Annotated in this window: 16 protein-coding genes; 11 read left to right on the top strand and 5 right to left on the bottom strand. The window is 68.2% G+C overall.

All coding sequences use genetic code 11. The features are described 5' to 3' along the window. Positions 1 to 154: 154 nt before the first annotated feature. The 5 genes from ACP4J0_RS26345 to ACP4J0_RS26325 all read left to right on the top strand — a co-directional run bounded on the left by ACP4J0_RS26345 (position 155) and on the right by ACP4J0_RS26325 (position 4,844). A complete protein-coding gene (locus tag ACP4J0_RS26345; protein ID WP_426601216.1) occupies positions 155 to 625 on the top strand; it encodes a carboxymuconolactone decarboxylase family protein in 471 nt (156 codons plus the stop codon). A gap of 281 nt (positions 626 to 906) precedes the next feature. After that, entirely contained in the window at positions 907 to 1,734 is an 828-nt protein-coding gene (locus ACP4J0_RS26340) for an SAM-dependent methyltransferase (protein WP_426601215.1), read from the top strand. A 478-nt stretch (positions 1,735 to 2,212) separates the two neighbouring features. After that, entirely contained in the window at positions 2,213 to 3,442 is a 1,230-nt protein-coding gene (locus tag ACP4J0_RS26335) for a peptidoglycan-binding protein (RefSeq protein ID WP_426601214.1), read from the top strand. A 317-nt stretch (positions 3,443 to 3,759) separates the two neighbouring features. After that, the gene (locus ACP4J0_RS26330) at positions 3,760 to 4,110 is read left to right on the top strand and encodes a hypothetical protein (protein ID WP_426601213.1); all 351 of its coding nucleotides are present in this window, start codon (positions 3,760 to 3,762) and stop codon (positions 4,108 to 4,110) included. Positions 4,111 to 4,268: 158 nt separating this feature from the next. Next, positions 4,269 to 4,844, top strand: a complete 576-nt coding sequence (locus ACP4J0_RS26325; RefSeq protein WP_426601212.1) for a L,D-transpeptidase family protein — start codon at positions 4,269 to 4,271, stop codon at positions 4,842 to 4,844. Positions 4,845 to 5,010: 166 nt separating this feature from the next. Here the strand turns inward: ACP4J0_RS26325 and ACP4J0_RS26320 are convergent, their stop codons facing one another. After that, complete coding sequence (locus ACP4J0_RS26320; RefSeq protein ID WP_426601211.1) at positions 5,011 to 6,636, bottom strand: hypothetical protein; 1,626 nt, start codon at positions 6,634 to 6,636, stop codon at positions 5,011 to 5,013. 1,478 nt (positions 6,637 to 8,114) lie between these two features. Here ACP4J0_RS26320 and ACP4J0_RS26315 point away from each other — a divergent pair. Beyond that, a complete protein-coding gene (locus ACP4J0_RS26315) occupies positions 8,115 to 8,597 on the top strand; it encodes a helix-turn-helix domain-containing protein (RefSeq protein ID WP_426601210.1) in 483 nt (160 codons plus the stop codon). Between the two features lie 507 nt (positions 8,598 to 9,104). Here ACP4J0_RS26315 and ACP4J0_RS26310 read toward each other — a convergent pair. Both ACP4J0_RS26310 and ACP4J0_RS26305 read right to left on the bottom strand, forming a co-directional pair. Further along, entirely contained in the window at positions 9,105 to 9,317 is a 213-nt protein-coding gene (locus tag ACP4J0_RS26310; RefSeq protein ID WP_426601209.1) for a DUF397 domain-containing protein, read from the bottom strand. Next, complete coding sequence (locus ACP4J0_RS26305; protein WP_426601208.1) at positions 9,318 to 10,163, bottom strand: helix-turn-helix domain-containing protein; 846 nt, start codon at positions 10,161 to 10,163, stop codon at positions 9,318 to 9,320. It abuts the gene before it with no gap. Positions 10,164 to 10,380: 217 nt separating this feature from the next. Between ACP4J0_RS26305 and ACP4J0_RS26300 the strand changes: the two genes are divergently transcribed. Next, positions 10,381 to 11,013: an ATP-binding protein gene (locus ACP4J0_RS26300; RefSeq protein ID WP_426601207.1), complete on the top strand. Its 633-nt coding sequence runs from the start codon at positions 10,381 to 10,383 to the stop codon at positions 11,011 to 11,013. Positions 11,014 to 11,151: 138 nt separating this feature from the next. Here ACP4J0_RS26300 and ACP4J0_RS26295 read toward each other — a convergent pair whose 3' ends face one another. Next, a complete protein-coding gene (locus tag ACP4J0_RS26295) occupies positions 11,152 to 12,138 on the bottom strand; it encodes a hypothetical protein (RefSeq protein ID WP_426601206.1) in 987 nt (328 codons plus the stop codon). 310 nt (positions 12,139 to 12,448) lie between these two features. Here ACP4J0_RS26295 and ACP4J0_RS26290 point away from each other — a divergent pair, with 310 nt between their 5' ends. From ACP4J0_RS26290 to ACP4J0_RS26275, 4 genes are read left to right on the top strand one after another with little or no spacing between them, the layout of a single operon-like run. Continuing rightward, positions 12,449 to 13,153 (top strand): hypothetical protein, encoded by a 705-nt coding sequence (locus ACP4J0_RS26290; protein ID WP_426601205.1) that lies wholly within the window; start codon positions 12,449 to 12,451, stop codon positions 13,151 to 13,153. A gap of 17 nt (positions 13,154 to 13,170) precedes the next feature. Then, the gene (locus ACP4J0_RS26285; protein WP_426601204.1) at positions 13,171 to 14,592 is read left to right on the top strand and encodes a hypothetical protein; all 1,422 of its coding nucleotides are present in this window, start codon (positions 13,171 to 13,173) and stop codon (positions 14,590 to 14,592) included. Beyond that, positions 14,589 to 16,406 carry a DEAD/DEAH box helicase gene (locus ACP4J0_RS26280; RefSeq protein WP_426601203.1) on the top strand — a complete coding sequence of 606 codons (1,818 nt, stop codon included), beginning with the start codon at positions 14,589 to 14,591 and terminating at the stop codon, positions 16,404 to 16,406. Before ACP4J0_RS26285 ends, ACP4J0_RS26280 begins: the two co-directional genes overlap by 4 nt. A gap of 44 nt (positions 16,407 to 16,450) precedes the next feature. After that, on the top strand, positions 16,451 to 16,918 hold the full coding sequence (locus tag ACP4J0_RS26275) for a very short patch repair endonuclease (protein WP_426601202.1): 468 nt from the start codon (positions 16,451 to 16,453) through the stop codon (positions 16,916 to 16,918). On the opposite strand, the gene ACP4J0_RS26270 is transcribed toward ACP4J0_RS26275, so the two are convergent. Further along, positions 16,844 to 18,193, bottom strand: coding sequence for a DNA cytosine methyltransferase (locus ACP4J0_RS26270; RefSeq protein ID WP_426601201.1), 1,350 nt, complete (start codon positions 18,191 to 18,193; stop codon positions 16,844 to 16,846). The genes ACP4J0_RS26275 and ACP4J0_RS26270 overlap by 75 nt on opposite strands. Positions 18,194 to 18,347 lie beyond the last annotated feature (154 nt).

Below are 18,347 nucleotides of genomic sequence, written 5' to 3'. Positions count from 1 at the left end.
CGGGGCTGTCACATCCCGCCCGCGCGCTCCGTCGTAGCGGTGTACGCCGAAGGGCGAACGACTACCGACCAAGCCCACGGCCCAAGCCCACGGCCGGGCTCGGCGCCCCGGCCCCGACGCCCGGCCCGATGTCACAACGATGGAGGAACTCATCATGGAAGCCCGTCTCAACGTGTTCGGCAGCCCGCTCGCCGGTAAGTTCCTGCGGCACATCAACTCGGCGGCCAAGGCCCTGGACTCGTCGCTGCCGGCCGCGACCCAGGAGCTGGTCAAGATCCGTGCCAGTCAGATCAACGGCTGCGGCTTCTGCCTCGACATGCACACCAAGGACGCCGAGAAGGCCGGCGAGACCGCGCAGCGTCTGAACCTGATCGCGGCATGGCGGGAGGCCAAGGTCTTCACCGACGCCGAGCGCGCCGCCCTGGAACTGACCGAGCAGGGCACCCGCCTCGCCGACGGCGCAGGCGGCGTCACCGACGAGGCCTGGGCGAACGCGGCCCGGCACTACGACGAGGACCAGCTCATCGCACTGACCGGCCTGATCGCCGTGATCAACGCCTACAACCGGCTGAACGTCATCACCCAGCAGCCGGCGGGCGACTACGTGCCGGGCATGTTCGGCTGACCGTTCGCCCGCTGCCGCTGCCGCTGCCGCTGCCGCTGCCGCTCCCGCCGTCCCGCTCGGAGCTGTCGACGGTGGTCAGCAGCTCCATGGCGGTGCCGCAGGTACGGCAGTCCGTGGCCGCCGGATCGGCCGGATGCCAGGACGCGAACCCGCCCGCACGCCGTCCGGGCGGGGACGCCCCGGCCGACGAGTTCGTGATCGTCGCCAACTGCTGCGGCCGGGAGCCGAGTGCTCTTAGATTGAGGTGCCGATCACCCACGCCAACCCTAGGAGACCCCGCTGTGTCGGACACCAACTCCCAGATCGAGGCCAGCGCGGAGATACGTGCCCGGATCGACACCACCACACCGCACTCGGCCCGTTTCTGGAACTACTTCGTCGGCGGCAAGGACCACTACGAGATCGACCGGGAGATCGGGGACGAGATCAAGGGGATCTTCCCGGGCCTCGTCGACGTGGCACTCGCCAGCCGGCTCTTCCTGGGACGCGCCGTCCGCCATCTGATCCGGGAGCAGGGCATCCAGCAGTTCCTGGACATCGGCACCGGGCTCCCCACCGCCGACAACACGCACGAAGTGGCGCAGCGCGTGGCTCCCGAGGCCCGGATCGTGTACGTCGACAACGACCCGATCGTGCTGGCCCACGCCAACGCGCTGCTCACCAGCACGCCCGAGGGCAGGACCGCCTACCTGGACGCCGACCTCTACGCCCCCGACACCGTCCTGGAGGCCGCCGCCCAGACCCTCGACTTCTCCCGGCCGATCGCCCTGATCATCCTCAACACCCTCGGCCACGTCGCCGACTACGACCAGGCACGCGACCTGGTGGGCCGCCTGATGGCGGGCCTCCCGTCGGGCAGCTACCTGGTGATCAGCGACAGCACCGCGACGAGCGAGGGCATGATCGCCGCCTCGAACGCCTACAACGCCAGTGGCGCCACGCCGTACTACGTACGCGGCGTCGAGGAGATCACCGGCTTCTTCGACGGACTGGAACTGGTCGCCCCCGGCATCACCCAGGTCACGTCCTGGCGCCCGGACCCGGACAGCCCCACCGGCCCGGCCGCCGCCTCCGTCGACGCGTACTGCGGGGTGGGACGCAAGCCGTGAGGCGGGCGCGGCTCGGGCAGCACCGAGGGCCGGCCCCTCCCGCCCGAGCCGCGCCGCAGGGGCTCGAAACCCGTGACCCCGGGACCGAGGCACCGCCCCCGAGCCCGGCCCGGGATCACCGCACCCGCCACCCGGCCCGGGGACACCGCACCCGCCCACTCTTCCGGGACCAGCCCGCCATCGGGCAGGCACTCTTCCGGGTGAACGCGCACGCCCATGGCACCGGTCTTCGGCACGCCCCTCCCAAGTGCCCGGAGGCGCCGTACTGCGGGGCCGCGGCACATCCGCCGGCCGTGGGAAGGCACGGACCACCCCGGAGCAGGCGTGCCCACGTCGGCTCTGACGTCGCTACGATCTGCGCCGCTGTGGGCCGATGCGTCCATGCACGCCGGTGCATACGCGGCTGACGTGCCGCTATGCCGTCATGCAGCGGTGTGGACGCCCGGCTGTTCCGCCTGACGACGGGGAGAGACACGACATGGCGTACGAGCAGGAGGGCTCGGGCCGGGAGCAACCGCCGGGGGAGCGGTTGGCGCTGCTGCTTCGGGGCTGGTGGGAGGAGGCCGGGCACGCGTCCGGCGGTTCGAGGCCGACCCAGCAGGCGCTGGCCACGAGACTGGGGGTCGACCAGACCACGCTCTCGCGCTACTTGAATCCGAAGCACACGTCGAACGCTCCGCCGCGAGTGGTGGAGGCCCTGCACGCGCAGTTGCGTGCTCCGGACGTGGAACTGGAGCTGGCGCGGGCACTGTGCCGGGCCGCGCTGGAGGAGAGCAGCCGTCAACGGCTCGCCGGCGGCAAGCAGGTGCCCACCGCCGTGGCCGACACCGCGGACGGGTCCCGTTCCACGGAGGTGCCGGGTTCGGCCGCCGGGACCGGTTCCACCGGCGGACCGGGTTCCACCAGCCGACCGGACACCGCGCCCGCGGCCGGCGCCACGACCGGCCGCACGGACGGGCCCGGCTCCGCCACCGGTACCGACGCCCCCGCCGGTACCGACGCCACCCTCGGGACCGACACCGCAGTCGGAGCCGACGCCGCGGACGGGGCCGACGCGGGCGAAGCGTCGGGCCGCCCCCGCTTCCGGCGGGCGCTGCCGGCGTTGGTGGTGGCGGCCGTGGTCCTGGCGTTCGCCGCCGGAGCGGGCGTTCGCGAACTGGTCGCCCCCAGCCGTGACGTTCCGGTCGCCGGTGCGGCCGGTGCCGCGCCCGCGCGTGTGGGACCGCACGAGTGGCCGCTGCTGATGATGCAGAAGGAGGACCACCACACCCGCGGCCGGGCCCTCCAGCACCTGCTGAACGCGCACGGGTACGAGGTCCGGGCGGACGGCTTCTTCGACGAGGAGACCCGGGACGCCGTCATGGACTTCCAGCGGAAGCACGATCTGGCGCCCGACGGCAAGGTGGGCAAGGACACGTGGCCGGAGCTGGTGAAGGAAGCCGCCCCCGGGGACAAGGGCGCACATGTTCTGGCCGTACAGGAGCTCCTGGACAACGTGGGCCAGGGCGGCACGGTGGTGTCGGGGAAGTTCACCGCGGTGACCGCCGCGGACCTGAGGTTCTTCCAGAGCAATCACCATCTGCCCGTGACCGGCAGGGCGGACACGGAGACCTGGCTGGTCCTGCTCGTGCGACAGCTCCCGCCCGACCGGGCCCCGGCGTACCAGACGTCCCCGAGGAATCCCGCGTCCGCGTCCGCGTCCGCGTGAGCGTGAGGGGCCGCGTCCGCGTCCGCGCGAGTGGGCCGGCCCCACGCGCGGGCGCTGCGCCGGACGCATGCCGTGCAGGCCCCCGCATGACGGCATGAGGGCATGAGGGCATGACGGCAGGTCAGGACCCTTTCATACGGGGTGCATGGATGCGCCTCGGCAAGCGGCCGGGATCGTCTTCTCGTACCCGCTTCCTCCGGTGATGCTGGTGTCGCAGCCGGAACTCCGGATCCCGCCCCGCCCCGTCGGCGGGGCGTCACGCACGGAGTCTCGTTCCGGTCCGCGTCCCGTCAGTTCTCTGCTTGAAGGGGTAACCCATGTCTGCTTTCCGCAAGACCATCACGTCCGTCCTGTCGGCCGTCGTCCTCGCCGGTGGACTGGCCGTGGGTGCCGCCGCCCCGGCGAGCGCGGCCACGTGCCCGTCGTCGGCCTCCCCGGTGATCGACGGCGCGAAGGCCAGCTGGTCCCTGCGCTGCTCGGGCGGCAAGGTGACGGTCTCCGGCTGGCTCGAGGACACCCGCATGGACGGCAAGTGCGCCCTGGTCCGCCTCGTCGGCGGCAACGGCGAGACCAAGAGGTCGACGGCGTGCAGCTCCGGTGTCCGTGAGCAGTTCAGCCACAGCTTCGCCGGGACGAACAAGGCCGAGGTCCGCCTGGCCATCGCCTGACCTCGTACGGAGGGGGGCGGGCCACGACGCCCGCCCCCTCCGTCGGCCCCGGGTGCGCCCACCCCCGGACCGCAGCGGCCGGCCACCCGATCCACGTACCCGATCCACACACGCGAGGCCGGCTGCCCGGCCCGGACGACAAGAAGCGAGGAACACACATGAACAGCAACGGACGTCACCTGCGCGGCGCCCTGGTCGCCGGGGCCGTGGCGACCGCGCTGGCCCTGGCGCCGGCCGCGGCCGCCCAGGGTCCCGCCGAGGCCAAGGCGGCGGCGGCCGCGCCGGCGACGACCCTGGTGTTCGACAAGAATCCGGGCGACCCCGCCAACTCGAAGCTCTCCGTCTACCGGGGCAAGAAGCTCTGGGCCACCTACCGGGCGGGATCGGGCCTCGGCGTCAAGGACGACTGCGCCCGCGCCAAGGGCTGGATGCCGAACGGCAACTGGAAGATCAAGCTCAAGACCCGCACGTACAACGGCAATCTCATCAAGGGGTACGCCGTCTACCTGCAGGACATGAAGTGCTCCAAGGGCACCCTGACCCGCACGGAGATGTTCATCCACTCCGAGATGAACCGCGACGGCAGCGCGGGCCGGACCGAGGCCCGCCGCTGGGACGGCGCCGGTGACTACAAGTCCAACGGCTGCGTGAAGCTGAACCCGACGGACATCAAGAAGATGTTCCGCCTCCTCGACCGCATCGGCTGGCCGACCCACCTGCGCGTGGTGTCCTGACCCGGGGCGCGGCGGCTGCCGACACGTACGGCAGCCGCCGCGGCGCGGCCGGGCCGAAGGGGGGAGGGCCCGGCCGGCGCGCCGGGCCGTACGTCCGACCGCCGCCTCCGTCGATGTCCGTCGCGGGACGGCGCGCAAGCCGTGAGGTGATCGCGGTGCCCCACGGTCACCCCGAGGCCAGCTGCTCCGCGATCTCCGCGATCCAGCCGTCCTTCTTCGTCGGGTCGTTGAGGGTGTCCGACCAATCCTTGAGGTTCAGGTTGTGCTGTGTGGGACCCGCCTTGAGTGCGATGAGCAGATCCCGGGCGGACTGCCGCAGCTCGGGTGTCGTGCTGCCGCTCCCGGGCACGTCGGGGCCCGCCGCCAGGCCGTAGATCCTGCGTGCCATGGCCTGGCGTTTGCCCTTCGACACCTTCTTCCAGAACTTCAGGGCGTGCGACAGCGACTCCGTGCGGGGCGCGGCGTCCTCCGCCGTCTCGCCCTCCAGCGTGTAGCGATCGGGGTGGCGTTTCTCTTTGTAGCGCTTGTTGGCCGCGCGGCCCGCCTTGTAACCGGTGGTGCCCAGGACGAAACCGGCCCCGATCGCGGCGAGAATCCAGCCGGCCGGGTTGCTCGCCATCGCTCCCGTCGCCGTGACCAGCGTCAGGACGCCGGCCGCGGCCTTGGCGGGTTCGCCGACGACGCCGCCCATCGTCTCCTTGCCCATCTTGTAGAGCTGCTTCTTCTTGGCGTACTCCTGCGCCTGGTGCAGGTCCGCCGTCTCCTTCACGGCACGGTTGTACTTCTCTTCGGCGGGCCTGATCTTGCGGAGTTCCTTCTCGAAGTTCGCGAAGGCCGCGTCGACGCCCGTCTGCCAGCCTTCGTGCGGGTGCGCCTCGGCCGCGTCCAACCTGGCGTACACCTCCGCCCTGGCCTCGTCGGTCCGGAACTTGGCCAGGCGCACCTCCCGGTCCATCCGGGTGAGCAGATCCGCGTTGACCTCCTCGGCATCTCCGAGGTTCTTCAGTTCCTTGTACTTGCTGGCCGCTCCCTTGACACGGACCGCGGCCCGGGCGCCCTTCGCCAGGCCGGTGACGGCGCTGAGGGCACCGCTCGCCTCGGCCGCCGTCGCGGCGTTCGCCGCCCCCTGGAGCTTGGTCGCCTCCTTGGCGATGGCGGCGCTGTAGGAACCCGAGCTGACGGCACCGATGCCCGCGTCGGTCCCCTTGACCTTGGCCTTCCGGTTGGCCGTGTGGTGTTTGGCCCCGGTCTCGTTCTCCTTGGCGCTCTTCACGTTCTTGTACGTGTCCATGGTGTTGACCACGACGCCGCTGGCCTCCGTGAGGAGGTTCCACCCCGCGGCGGAGGTCCCCGAGCTGGCGGCGTTGTGCGCCAGGGCCCCGTCGGCGGTGGCGCCGGCCTGGTGGGTGAGGGCGGCGTTGGTGGGGGTCTGGCCACCCTTGACGGCGTTGTCCGCGGGTTCGAGGTTCTTCTTGAACCGGTCCAGCAGCGCCTGGATCCGTTCGCGGTAGCTCTTCGTCTGCCGCGCCCCGTCGGCCGCGCCACCGCCTCCCGGTGTCTGTTCCGTGGTCGTGCCGGTGGACCCGGCCGCCTGTTCCGTGGTCGCGCTTCTGGCACGCTGCACCGCCGCGGTGGCGGCCCGGTTGCCGGCGCTGGACTGGAGCCGGAGTAAGGCGTGCTCCGCGGAGTTCCCGGACGGACTCCCGGCCCGGCTGCCCTCCCGACGCTGCTGGACCGACGTCAGCGTGGCCACGGACGGCCGTGTCGGGGTGCGGTGGACCGGGGTGCTCATGGGCATGCCTCTCCTGCTGCCGGACCGGGCGAGGTGAAGGTAGCCAGGGGTGGCTAACGGGAGGGGTGTGGCGGGGGAACTCCTCGTGGATGCTGTGGGAAGCGTTGTGGTGGTGGCTGAGGTGGGCGGGGTGACGTACGCCTGCCGAGCCACCTGCTCCGCGTACGGCCCACCGTCGCGAGCGGCGGGCCGTCGCGAGGAGCGGGCGTCGACGTGGGAAGCCGCCGGACCACGAGCCGGACGGCATCGTCGCGGTCTGCGACGCCTGGACCCCGGCCGTGCCGAGGGCACCGGACCCGATTGCCGCCACGGCGTGATCAACTCCGCGGCCCGCTCCCCAGGGGCATGACCACGTCGGCCGTCCCGGCCGGCACGCCCGCGGCCCTCACCACCCCGTTCTCGGCATCGCGATCCATGCGGGTGACCCCCACTTCGTGTCTGCGCATGCCTCCACCGTCGCCGACTTCACGGGCTTTGTCTTGGACGAAAGTTCCGTGGGTCCGTTCCAGCAGATCAGACGGGCTTCGCCGGACGGGTTCCCCCGTATGCGTGGGCGAGCGGTGGTCTGTTGCGTACCAGGGCACCGCGGCACAGGAATGATCCGGCGGACAGAACACGGGCACGAATCGGTCACCCGCTGGAGCCCCCGTGTGCGGCGACGGTCTTGCACTCGTCCGCACAAGCGCTGAGGAACTGCTGCGGCCACCGGGCCCGCTCGCCGGTGGCCCAGTGGTCAGCGACCCGCCGGGGCCGGGTGCGGGCACCTTGCTGAAAAGCGTGAACAATCGACGGCAAGTGTCCCTGCAGCGCTCAAATGAGCCGCACGAGGACAGTGGAGTCAAAGTGTTCACGCCTTTTTGGGACGGGGCGTCGTCCAGCCCGCGCGCGTCCACCTGTCGTGCACCTGCCCCGGCACCGCACACGCCGAGGACGCGCCGCACCGGGCGGTCGCGACACATCATGACGCCCGCGCCCGGGTACTCCATCGCCTTTGCCGCCGCCGCCGGCGCCGTCCGGCGGTCATGCGGAACAACTGCCCTGAGCATCCACGGACCTCGAATCCTCAGCCGTCGCAAGCACGCCACAACGGCGGGAGAGCCGGGCGGTCGCCCGTCACGTGTGCCTCCCTCAGCCCCGCACCGGTATCAGCCACGCCTCCTTGACGACCGCGCGTGGCCGCGACGGCCCGGCGGCCGGAGGAGGTGGCCCGCCGAGTGGCTGGCTAGGGGCGGAGGTACGGAGGGGCTCCTTCGCCTATAAAGACGCGCGCTGGCGGACACGTCGCTGACGTGCGGGAACATGAAGGAAGCGTTCCAACTCTGGATGCAGCTATTCAGTACTGCATATGTCGCCTACGCTATTCAGCACCGAATCCTCCCGCATCAGTGCTGGAACAGGCGAGTCAGCACTGCATGCCTTCTATTCACCCTTGGGAGTACTCTGTGCGTGCGGCCCGGCGAGTGACCCGGATCGAGACCGTGAACAAGAGGACGGGTGAGGTGAACGACTTCACCGTCCACTCGTCGGTCTCGGCCGCTCATGCCCTCTGGTTCAGGGGAGGAGGCTTCACCACGATGGGATACGCGGCCCACAACGCCCTCGCTGACGCCGACCTCAGCGTCAGCGCGTACAAGCTGTTCCACAAGATGTGCGCCCTCCAGAACCGCAAGGACCACGGCCTCGTCCTCGTCGAGAGCCAGGTGAAGTTCGCCGAGCAGGTCGGCATGTCACAGGCCTCCGTCTCGCGCAGCCTCAAGCAGCTCGCGGCCCAGGGCTTCATCTACCGCGAGGGCCGCAACTGGCGCATCCGGCCCGACTTCGTGTTCAACGGCAACGGTGCGGCCCAGGGACAGGCGGTGCAGAACATCCCCGTCGGCACACCCGATCCGTACGCCGGTGGGCGTACGGACCTGACCGTCATCGAGGGCGGGAACGAGGAACCCACTGACGGTCGGGAATGACGCGCCCTCCGAGCCACGGGTTCGCGGAGCGCACTCGGGGGTCGCGGTGTCCGGGGTCATCGTTCACTGGCCCGGGGCCTCCCGCTTCAGCCGCGCGGTGAGAGCGAGGCTTTCCCGAACGGCGATGTCGAGGCCGGGTTCCTGGTGCAGGCGGATCCTGCCGCGGAAGCCGGCGATCACAGCGGCACGGCCTTGTGCTCCATCTCCGTCGCCCCCTCCAACGCGCTCTGCAAGTCAGCCTCGAAGGTCTCCGGGTCGCCGGGAAATCCGTGCCCGGACCGCAGAGCGGCTCTTAGGTCGCCAGTGGTCTTCAACGGCAACGGCGGTAAGTTGCCAGTCTCGCCATGCATAGTCCTCAACCCGCTGGGTCCGAGTTTGGGTTGCACGGGTCTCCACCTCCGCACCGTAGCCCCGTTCGCTCTCCTTCAGCGTTGTCTCACTCTTTCAGGGAGGCGGCAGACGCCAACAGTGCCTCTTCTGCCGGAGATCACCGGCACGGGGATGTGGTCAGGCGTCGGTGAGGGGCTCCGGCCAAGTGGCCAGGAAGTGGCACCATGCCCCAGCTGACACGCCGAGGCATGGGCCTTCCGGCTGCTTGGAGTCCCGTATGAGCACCCCTGAGCGGACGAAGGCGGCTTCCACGCATTCCGTGGTGTTGCCGCCGCTGTACGACGATTTCAACCAGGTGAGTTCAGAGTGATGCTGGTCAGCGGTCGGCATCTACAGCTCCTTGCGGACGCGATGGATCAGGTCGGAGGAGGCCTCCATGTCCAACGCTTGTGCGCGCAGGTACTCGAACGCAAGTCGGTAGCGCTCCAGTTCCTCGTCCTTCTCCAGGAAGAGCGACCCGGTGTGGAAGTCGACGTACACGACGTCGAGGGCCGGCTCAGCGCCGCCGATCATGACGAAGCTCCCGAGAGCCGCGGCGTGAGCGCCCTTCGCGAAGGGGAGCACCTGGAGCGTGGTGTGAGGTGAGTCGTTTTCCGTGAGCAGCCGTTCCAGCTGCTCTTTCATCGTTTGCGGCGACCCGACAACGCGACGGATGACGGACTCGTCGATGATCGCCCACAGGTGCAGCGGCTTGGGGCGAGTGAGGATCTCCTGTCGCTTCATGCGGATGTCCACAAGCCGTTCGATCTCATCCGGCGACAGGGGAACCTCATTGGCCCGCTGAAGGGCGGTGCTGTAGGCGCGAGTCTGAAGGAGCCCGGGAACGTAGACGCAGGCAAAGTGATTCTCGCGTACGGCCTCGTCCTCAAGGGTGAGCAGCAGGTTCATGTCCTCCGGGATGGAGTCGGAGAACGAGCTCCACCAGCCTTGCTGCTTGGCGTCCTTGGCCAGCCGTACGACGGCTTCGCGCTCGGAGTCGGCAGCCCCGTATGCGCGGCACAGTGCGTCGACGATGATCCATTTCACGGGGCCTGCCTGGGTTTCGTACCGGCTGACCGTGGCCTTGGAGACCCCGACGAGTCGGCCGGCCTCTTCCAGGGTCAGGCCCTTGCTGGCGCGCAACTTCCTTAATGTCGCGCCGAGTTGACGTCGGCGAGTGGTGGCCCTCACGGTCATGCGGACTTCCTCCTGCACGTGCGCCGGGCGGTCGCTCCGGGCCTGATCAGGCTAGGCAGCGAGGGGACCTCCCACCATCAGATTCACTCGATGGATTCTCGTGAGAAGTTACATGGAGAGACTTCTCTGTGCCATTCTCCCTTACGAACCGCTACGCAATGCAGTCGAGTGGACACGTTAGGCTCACGTACGCGTGGCTTGGGAGGGAGGAGTTCGCATGCCCGGCGACGAAGTCAGGGAACACCGACAACGATCTGTTCTGCCCTTCATGGCAGCGCCGGCCGAGGTGCGGCTGCTGCGGCAGGCCACTACTGCCCAGCTGGGGCAGTGGGGCATGCCCCACGCCGTGGAGGAAACGGAACTGGTGGTCACGGAGCTGGCCACCAATGTCATCAAACACGTGGGCGAGGGCACGTCCGCCACGCTGGTCCTGGAGTGGGACGGCGAGCGGCTGCGCGTAGAAGTCCACGACAAGAGCCACTCCGTGCCGTCCTTGTCGGCAGCCGGCTGCGACGACGAATGCGGGCGAGGACTGCACCTGCTCGCCGCCGTGACGGCGGATTGGGGGACGGTTCTGACGGCGGCCGGAAAGTCGGTGTGGTGCGAGATCGCGCTCGGATCCGATCCGGTGTGCCAGCGGACGGAACGGGCGGCTGCGGCTCTGCGGAGCTACCGCCCTGCGGGCGGCACGGCTCTGGAGGGCCGGATGCGAGACGTCGCTCTCAAGGAGTCAGCGGTTGAGCTGATCGCTGACTTGCTGCACTGGACGGCTTCCTGTGGCTTTGATCCAGACGACGTCTTGGACCAGGCCCAACTGCACTACGAAGCTGAGCCCGGCATTGCCGCCTGAAGTTCGCCGGCCCCTTCACTGCATGCCGGTATGGCGCCGCGGTGAAACGGGCGTTAGCCGGTCAGGACCATACTGCGTCCGTACCAGCGGCAAGCCCGCTTGCGGTCTGCGTCGGCACGGATGGCGCGCCGACCGTAGCTATCTGGGTGGCCCGGACTCCTCGGCCCGGGAGAGAGCCGATCCCGGGTGAGCGGCGGCCGTGCGCAAGAGCACCTCCGCGTCCGCGAGGGCCTGTCGCTCGTGCAGTATCAGTGCTGTCCGCACCACGTCCTGATCGTGACGGTCGCGCGCATAGATGTGCACGAGGTTGTCGGCCAGGTCGTCCTGCTCCTGTGACCGCAACAGGGCTACCAGCAATGCTACTTCTGTGGGCGTTGAAGCCTCTGCCGTATGCCGCAGGAGTGCGAGGGTGCTGTCCGGCCGGCCGCCGCGGAGCAGCTCTTCGGCGCGGCGGCCGACATGGCGGGCTGCCACGGTTTCGTTTTTGCTCTGTTGCCGGTCCCCCTCTCGGCGGGGGACCGGCAACAGACTTGCGGCGCGTGCCGCCTCCCGGCCCTTTTGCGGGCCGGCTTCACCTACAGGCATCGGCTGAGCGGTCCTCATCCGGTGCGTCTCCTGCTTGAGTACGGTGACGCGCTGGCGGAGCTCCCCGAGTTCTCGGTCCCTTGCTGCCGCCGACCGTTCGAGCTGTCCGTGGGTTTCCTGCAAAGCCCGGAGTTTCTGCCCAGCGACGCGGGCCGCCTCTCTGTGACGCGAGCAGTTGCCGCATCGTTCCTGCTCGGCTCTTATGTGCAGTTCCCGCATCTCTTCCCACTTGATGCCGACGTTCTGGCCGCCTCCCGCGTCCCGGCAGGCGGTGTCGAAGATGAAGGCGACCACCTGGTCTGGCGGGACGCGCTGGCCCTGGAGGTATCGCGTCAGAGTGGTCTCGCTGACCTTCAGGTACTCGGCGGCCTGGGCCTGCGTCGGATGAGTAAGCGTGGCCCCCTCTTGAGTCGTGACGACCAGGTGGCGGCAGATCTCTTGCAGTGCGGCAGCCAGCCGCCGCCTCTCAGGCAAGACGCTTTCGTCGAGTGCCTTCTTGGTCCATGCGAACGGACGGCGACTGCTGCTGCGTGCTGCCATAGCGACAAACCTCCGCATTTTGGGCCGAACTGGCTGGCCGTTTGTGTCGCCAGGCGGCGACGTTGTTCGCCATTGTGCCGGAGGGCAACGGGCTGCCGCCTGGCGGTTTTTGCTTCTTCTCTTGCCAGTTGGTGCGCAAGTTTCATCGAGAGGGTTCAAAGCGGTTTCGATGTGCCACGCTTTAGAGGTCAGCCGCCAGTGGTGCGGGGGTGGCGCGAGTCGCATTCACGAATGGTGCGTTCATGTCATTTCGTAGACGTGTGCGGCAGATCGCCTAATTGTGTGCGTTCTTAATGGGAGGGGACCCATCGTGACGTTGCCGTCTTGGCAGGAGACCAGTGCCGGAAACCACAAGCTGGGGAGCATGGCGCGTGCCGCTCTCTGGCTGATCCAGGTCGTCGGGGAGGGGGAGATCTTCACCGTGGCCAAGCTGCGCGAGGCTTTCCCGGACGTCGCGCAGATCGACCGGCGCATGCGCGGTCTGCGCGACTATGGCTGGGAGATCTCGACCGCCCGCGAGGACCCGGAGCTGCTTCCGCAGGAGCGCCGGTTCGTGACGCGGGGCAAGGACGTGTGGGTGCCGGGCCAGGCGAAGGGCCCGAGCCACAAGTCGAGCATCACCAACGCCCAGCGGGCGAAGGTGATGCAGGCCGACGCGTACCTGTGCCGTACGTGCGGCATCGCGGCCGGCGAGGCGTACGAGGACGGAGTCACGCAGGCGGTACTCAACGTTGCCCGGCGGCAGGTGACGCTGGTGGACGGCAGCGTTACCCACCAGCTGGTAACCGAGTGCCAGCGGTGCGGGCGGGGCACCGTAGACCGGGCCGTGCACCTGCCGGAGGTGCTCTCCCGGATCGAGTCGTTGGCGCCCCTCGAGCGGAGCGTGCTGAGCGGCTGGGTGAAGAACGACCAGCGTACGTACAGCTCGCTGGAGGTGCTGTGGGGGATGTACCGGACGCTGCCGGAGGAGTCCCGCAAGGCTGTGGCCGACGCTCTTGACGGTACGGACGACTGAGACAGGACGGGATAACGATGATGCGCGAGTTTCCGGCCCCGCCGCGGGCGGCCGAGTTCAGCGAGCTGATCAGCAAGAAGGTCGAGGAGGTCAAGACGTCAGGCGGCACCCGGGAGACGGTCACCGTCGACTGGAACGGGCAGCAGGCCCATGTCGAAGTGATCGACCTGCCGCTCAGCAGCCTCTTCTACAACCCGAGCACCCACCGCATCCGGGCTCAGCGCAGCCATGACGCCGAGCGGGACGCGGCGTTGGACAAGGACCCGTGGAGCGCGGAGAGCCAGGACTATCTCGGGTTCCTGCTCAAGGCGGACCCTGAGAACACGAATGTGCGGGACAAGGACTTCGATGTCCTGAAGGACAGCCTTGACCAGTTCGGGCAGAACGACCCCGGGCTGGTGACCCGGCACGGGGTATTGGTCAACGGCAACACCCGGGCCGCAGCGCTGCGCGAGCTCGGCGCGCAGTCGATGCGCGTCGGCGTGCTGCCGGCGTCGTTTACCTGGGCCGACATCAACGCCGTCGAACTGTCCTTGCAGCTTCGCAAGGACCACCGGCGTGACTACTCCTACATCAACCGTCTCCTCGCCATGGAGGAGCAGGCGGCGCTGGGACGGACGCCGGAGCAGATCGCCAAGGATTTCCGGATTCAGGTCCGCACCTACCACCAGGAGCGGTGGATCCTCAGCACGATCCGAGAGCTGAACGAGCGCAGCCGCACCGGCGGCGGCAACGGACTGCGCCTGGTGGACTGGGAGGGCGCGCAGGAGCGTCTCAAGGAGCTCCACAGGCTGTACGTGAAGCTGGAAACGGTGGACCGCGACCAGGCTGAGGTCCTGAAGGAACTGCGCCTGGCCGCGATCCTTCTCAACTTCTCGAAGACCGACGTCCGTCACATCAACGAGGACTTCCTGAAGGCGGGGTTTGAGCAGCGGTTGCCCATGGGCGGTACGACGACCGCGCAGCCGCAGTCGGTGTCCATCCCCGGTTTGGGCCTGGAGGTGCCCGCCGCCTCCTCCGCCGTCGCGGAGGCCCGGGCGATGAACGACGAGATCCTCCGCACCGCCGCCGTGGTGAGGAACGAAGCCTCGGACCTCGGTGACGAGCGGAAGGCCGCCGCGCAGGATACCTGGGACAACACCTGGCAGGCGTTCGACGAGGTGATCGAGGCGGCGGGTCGGAGCGCCCGGCTGCGCAAGCGCAAGCAACTCGCCCCCGCCCGGCTGGCCGACGCCTGCGCGAGCATCGACCAGTGCGTGAGCGACCTGGTGCAGGCACGTACCTCCCGTAGCTTGGACGAGGAGGCGTTCGATGACGCGGTGCTCAAACTGCGGGGCAGTCTGCTGAAGCTCGCGCAGCAGGCCGGCCGCGGGCTGCCGCAGCCGGGAGACGGCGTGGCCTGGCTGCTGGAAGCGGTCGCGGCGGAGGGTTCCCGGTGAGCAGTTCCGTCAGCGAGAAGTCGCTGCGTCTTGGGTTCGATGAGACCCGGACCCGAGTGGTGCTGCGAACCACGGAATCGTTCCAGCAGGAACTCGTACAGCTGGCCGCCCGCTTTCGTACCGGCGGCCAGCTTGGCCCGCTGAGCGCCTCTGTCTCCCTGAACGAGCTGCTCGCGGACCTCGGCCTGCTCGGTACGTGGTCAGACCCCGCCGGTGTGGAGTGGGCGGACGACCTTCGGGACCTGGTATCCGGAGTGGTCCAGGATGCCCACACCGTGCAGCAGCGGCTCGCTGGGCGGCCGACGGCCGGCGAGGTCGCGTCCGATGACGTGTCCATGCTTCTCGGCGATAGCTGGAAGGGTGAACTCAGCGAGTTCCAGCGCCGGGATATCGCGAAGCTCCTGTCGCTTCAGCACGGCGCCAACTTCAGCGTGCCCGGCGCCGGCAAGACCCGGGTCGCGCTCGCTGTGTACGCAGCCCAGAAGGCGGCAGGCCGGGTGAGCCGACTGCTGGTCGTGTGCCCTAAGTCGGCATACGAGTCATGGCGTTACGAGACCGCAGAGTGCCTTATCCATCCGCTGCGCATCAACGTCCTGGACGGGTCGCTGGATCAGTGGGCTGAGGTGCTCGTGGTGAACTACGAGCGTCTCGACCGGTCACTGTCCATGCTGGCTGGATGGCTCAAGTCGGCTCCCTCCATGATCATCCTGGACGAGGCGCACCGGATGAAACTGGGTGCCCGGGGAACCTACGGAGCGGCCTGCATGGCGCTGGGACCTCTGGCCGCACGCCGGCTGATCCTGACCGGTACGCCGGCTCCGAACGGTTCACGGGACCTGGAGAATCTTTTGGGTTTCGTCTGGCCCGGCCACGGCCAGCGCACGGTGGTCCAGGCGGTTGCTGGAGGAGATCTCGCACACGCCAGCACTGTCCTCCGGCCGCTGTTCACCCGCACGACAAAGCACGAACTCGGCCTGCCCCCCGTGCAGCTGGGACTGCGCTTCGTTGACATGCCGCCGCTGCATGACGAGATCTACACGGCAATCGTGGGCGGCGAGAAGAGCGGCGCCGCGCGCGAGGACTTGAGTTCCCTCGGGAAGACGGCACTCCGCCTCCTCATGGCTGCCACGAGCCCCGCCCTTCTCCTGGAAGGAGGCAGCCGCTACGAACCACTCGCGTATCAGCTGCCGCCGATGGAGATTCCCGAGGGAGGTTCGCTGTACTCGCTCATGCAGAACCTTCCCGACTACGAGCTTTCGCCCAAGTACAAGGAGGCCGTGGCGATCATCGCGGAGAACGCTGCACAGGGCCGGAAGACGCTGGTCTGGACGACGTTCGTCAGGAGTCTCACCACGCTGGAGCGCATGCTGGAGAAGTACAGTCCGGCTGTCGTTTACGGCGGTACGCCTGACCGCGAGGAGCAGATTCGCCGGTTCAGGGAGGACCCGGCGTGCATGGTGCTCATCTCGAACCCGGCCACTCTGGGAGAGGGAATCAGCCTGCACCACGTCTGCCATGACGCGGTCTACGTGGACCGTGACTTCATGGCGGGGCGGTTCCTCCAGAGCCTGGACCGGATCCACCGTCTCGGGCTCGCCCCCGGCACAGAGACCCGGGTGACAGTCCTGGCGGTGCGGAACTCCGTCGACGAGGTTGTGGCCGCGAGCCTGGAGCGAAAGCTGGAATTCATGGGGCGCATCCTGGACGACCCCACCGTGCAGCAGCTCGCCGATCTTGAGGAGGAGCCTTCAGTGGCGGCTGGTCTCGCACCGACTGACATCGAGGCGCTTCTGAGTCACATGGGAGGTCGCTAGGACTGGCTGCGTGCTGTGGGACTGACGGGACTACCCTCTGCGGTGTGTCCCCCGAAGCCGAATGGGAGGCCCCGGAAGGTTCCTGGGCTTCCTCCGCAGCACGCCGCCGCAACATGCAGGCGATCCGCAGCCGTGACACGAAGCCGGAGATCCTGATCAGGCGGCTCGTACATGCCACAGGGCTGCGGTACCGGGTCGCTGCCCGTCCCCTCCCCGATCTTCGCCGGACGGCGGACATGGTCTTCCGCTCGGCGAAGGTCGCGGTGTTCATCGACGGTTGCTACTGGCATGGCTGTCCTGAGCATTACGTCCCACCGAAGACTAATTCCGGTTACTGGTCGGAAAAAGTTGTTCGCAATGTCAAGAGGGACCGGGAAACCGACGAAAAGCTGCGGGAAGCTGGCTGGCTCGTACTCCGCTTCTGGGAGCACGAGCCATCAGACACCTGTGCTGACAAAATCGCTGCGACGGTCTTGGCTCGGCGTGAGGGAGGACCGGCGCGGGGCGACTGAAATCTCCAGTTGCTGCGGAACGTCCTCGATGAGGGTCGCCCCTGCGGGCTCCATTTCGTAGTCCCTGGTGAGAGCCTCGCTGTATTCAGGGAGGAGGACTGCGGCGATAGCGCGTCCCACTGCCTCGGCAACCGGCGGCGGGAAGGCGTTCCCGACCTGACGGTAACGGGCTGTCTTCCGCCCTTGGAACTTCCACTCTTCCGGGAAGCCTTGAATGGCTGCCGCCTGGGCGACAGTGAGCATGGGGCCGGTCGGGCGGAACAGATCGCGTTCCGGGTCGCAGTTTTCCGGATCGTTGGCGATCCCCATCCCGTCGACGCCCAGCTCGGCCCACGCACGCTTGGCGCGCGTGGGTCCCAGGTCGGCACCGCCGTGCTTCCTCGAGCCGCCTACGAGTGTCGGGGCGACTTTCTTACCCGCAGCCGCGGCGAGGGAGATTTTCCTCTTCCAGTCTTCATAGACCATTTGCCCAGTTCGCTCGCCGGGTCGGGCGGGTTCGCCAGCCGCGTTCTTATCCCAGAATGCCTTGCAGCGCGCGAGCATGCTCTCATCGAGCTTCTCGAAAGCAGTAGTCGCACTGCCCTTTGTGCCCGTAGGCCACTGGAATCCGGGACATCCCGGCTTTACCGCGTCCTGATGAATAGCTACCAAGATTGCACGAGGCCGGAGCTGCGGTACTCCGAAGTGCTTCGCATCCATCCGGCGCCAGACTTTTCGCATAGCCACGTCTTGTGCACTGGCTGACTGGTTCTGGTCAATCTCAGGGACTAGGTAACCGAGGTCGCGCAGAGTGTCAAGAATGGAATTCCTGTACTCAATGAAGACTTCCGGAGGCTCAAGGATGCCTCTGACGTTCTCGATCATCACCGCTTTCGGCCTGAGAGCGTCGATGATGTCAAGCGCTGCCGGGAAAAGGTCGCGCTCATCGTCCGGGCCAAGCCGGTGTCCGGCCAAGGAGAATGGGGGGCATGGCACCCCGCCGGCGAGGAGGTCGAGTTCTCCTGGCTTGAGGCCGAGATTTGTTCGTACCTCGGAGTCCAGGAAATCCTTGACGTCCATAGGGTGGATATTTTCAGCTTTGTGCTGATTCCAGCCGGGCCAACCGCCCACGTTGGCCCGCAAGGTGGCCACGGCGTGCGGGTCCCACTCAACGAGAGCGCGGTGATCGAAACCGGCGTTGTGAAGTCCGACGGCTTGCCCCCCGGCACCCGCACAGATCTCGATCGAGGTCAATGGCGAGGCGAACCGCGGTCGCGTCTGGCCGCTGCGGGGCATGCCGCTCCTCCTGAAGGTGGTCGTTCTGGGAGAGGCGATGATCACGTGCGAGCCTCTCGACATCAAGAGTCTCGCACTTTTACTGGGCCACTGAGGCATCACACGTGAGGTGAGAGGGGAGGGAGGCGAAGCCAGCAGCTCCCGGTGAGACTGA

This window comes from Streptomyces sp. WG7, assembly GCF_049975785.1.
Lineage (GTDB): Bacteria > Actinomycetota > Actinomycetes > Streptomycetales > Streptomycetaceae > Streptomyces.
The sequence above is the reverse complement of the archived record's forward strand: the minus strand, read 5'-3'. Positions and strand labels throughout refer to the sequence as shown.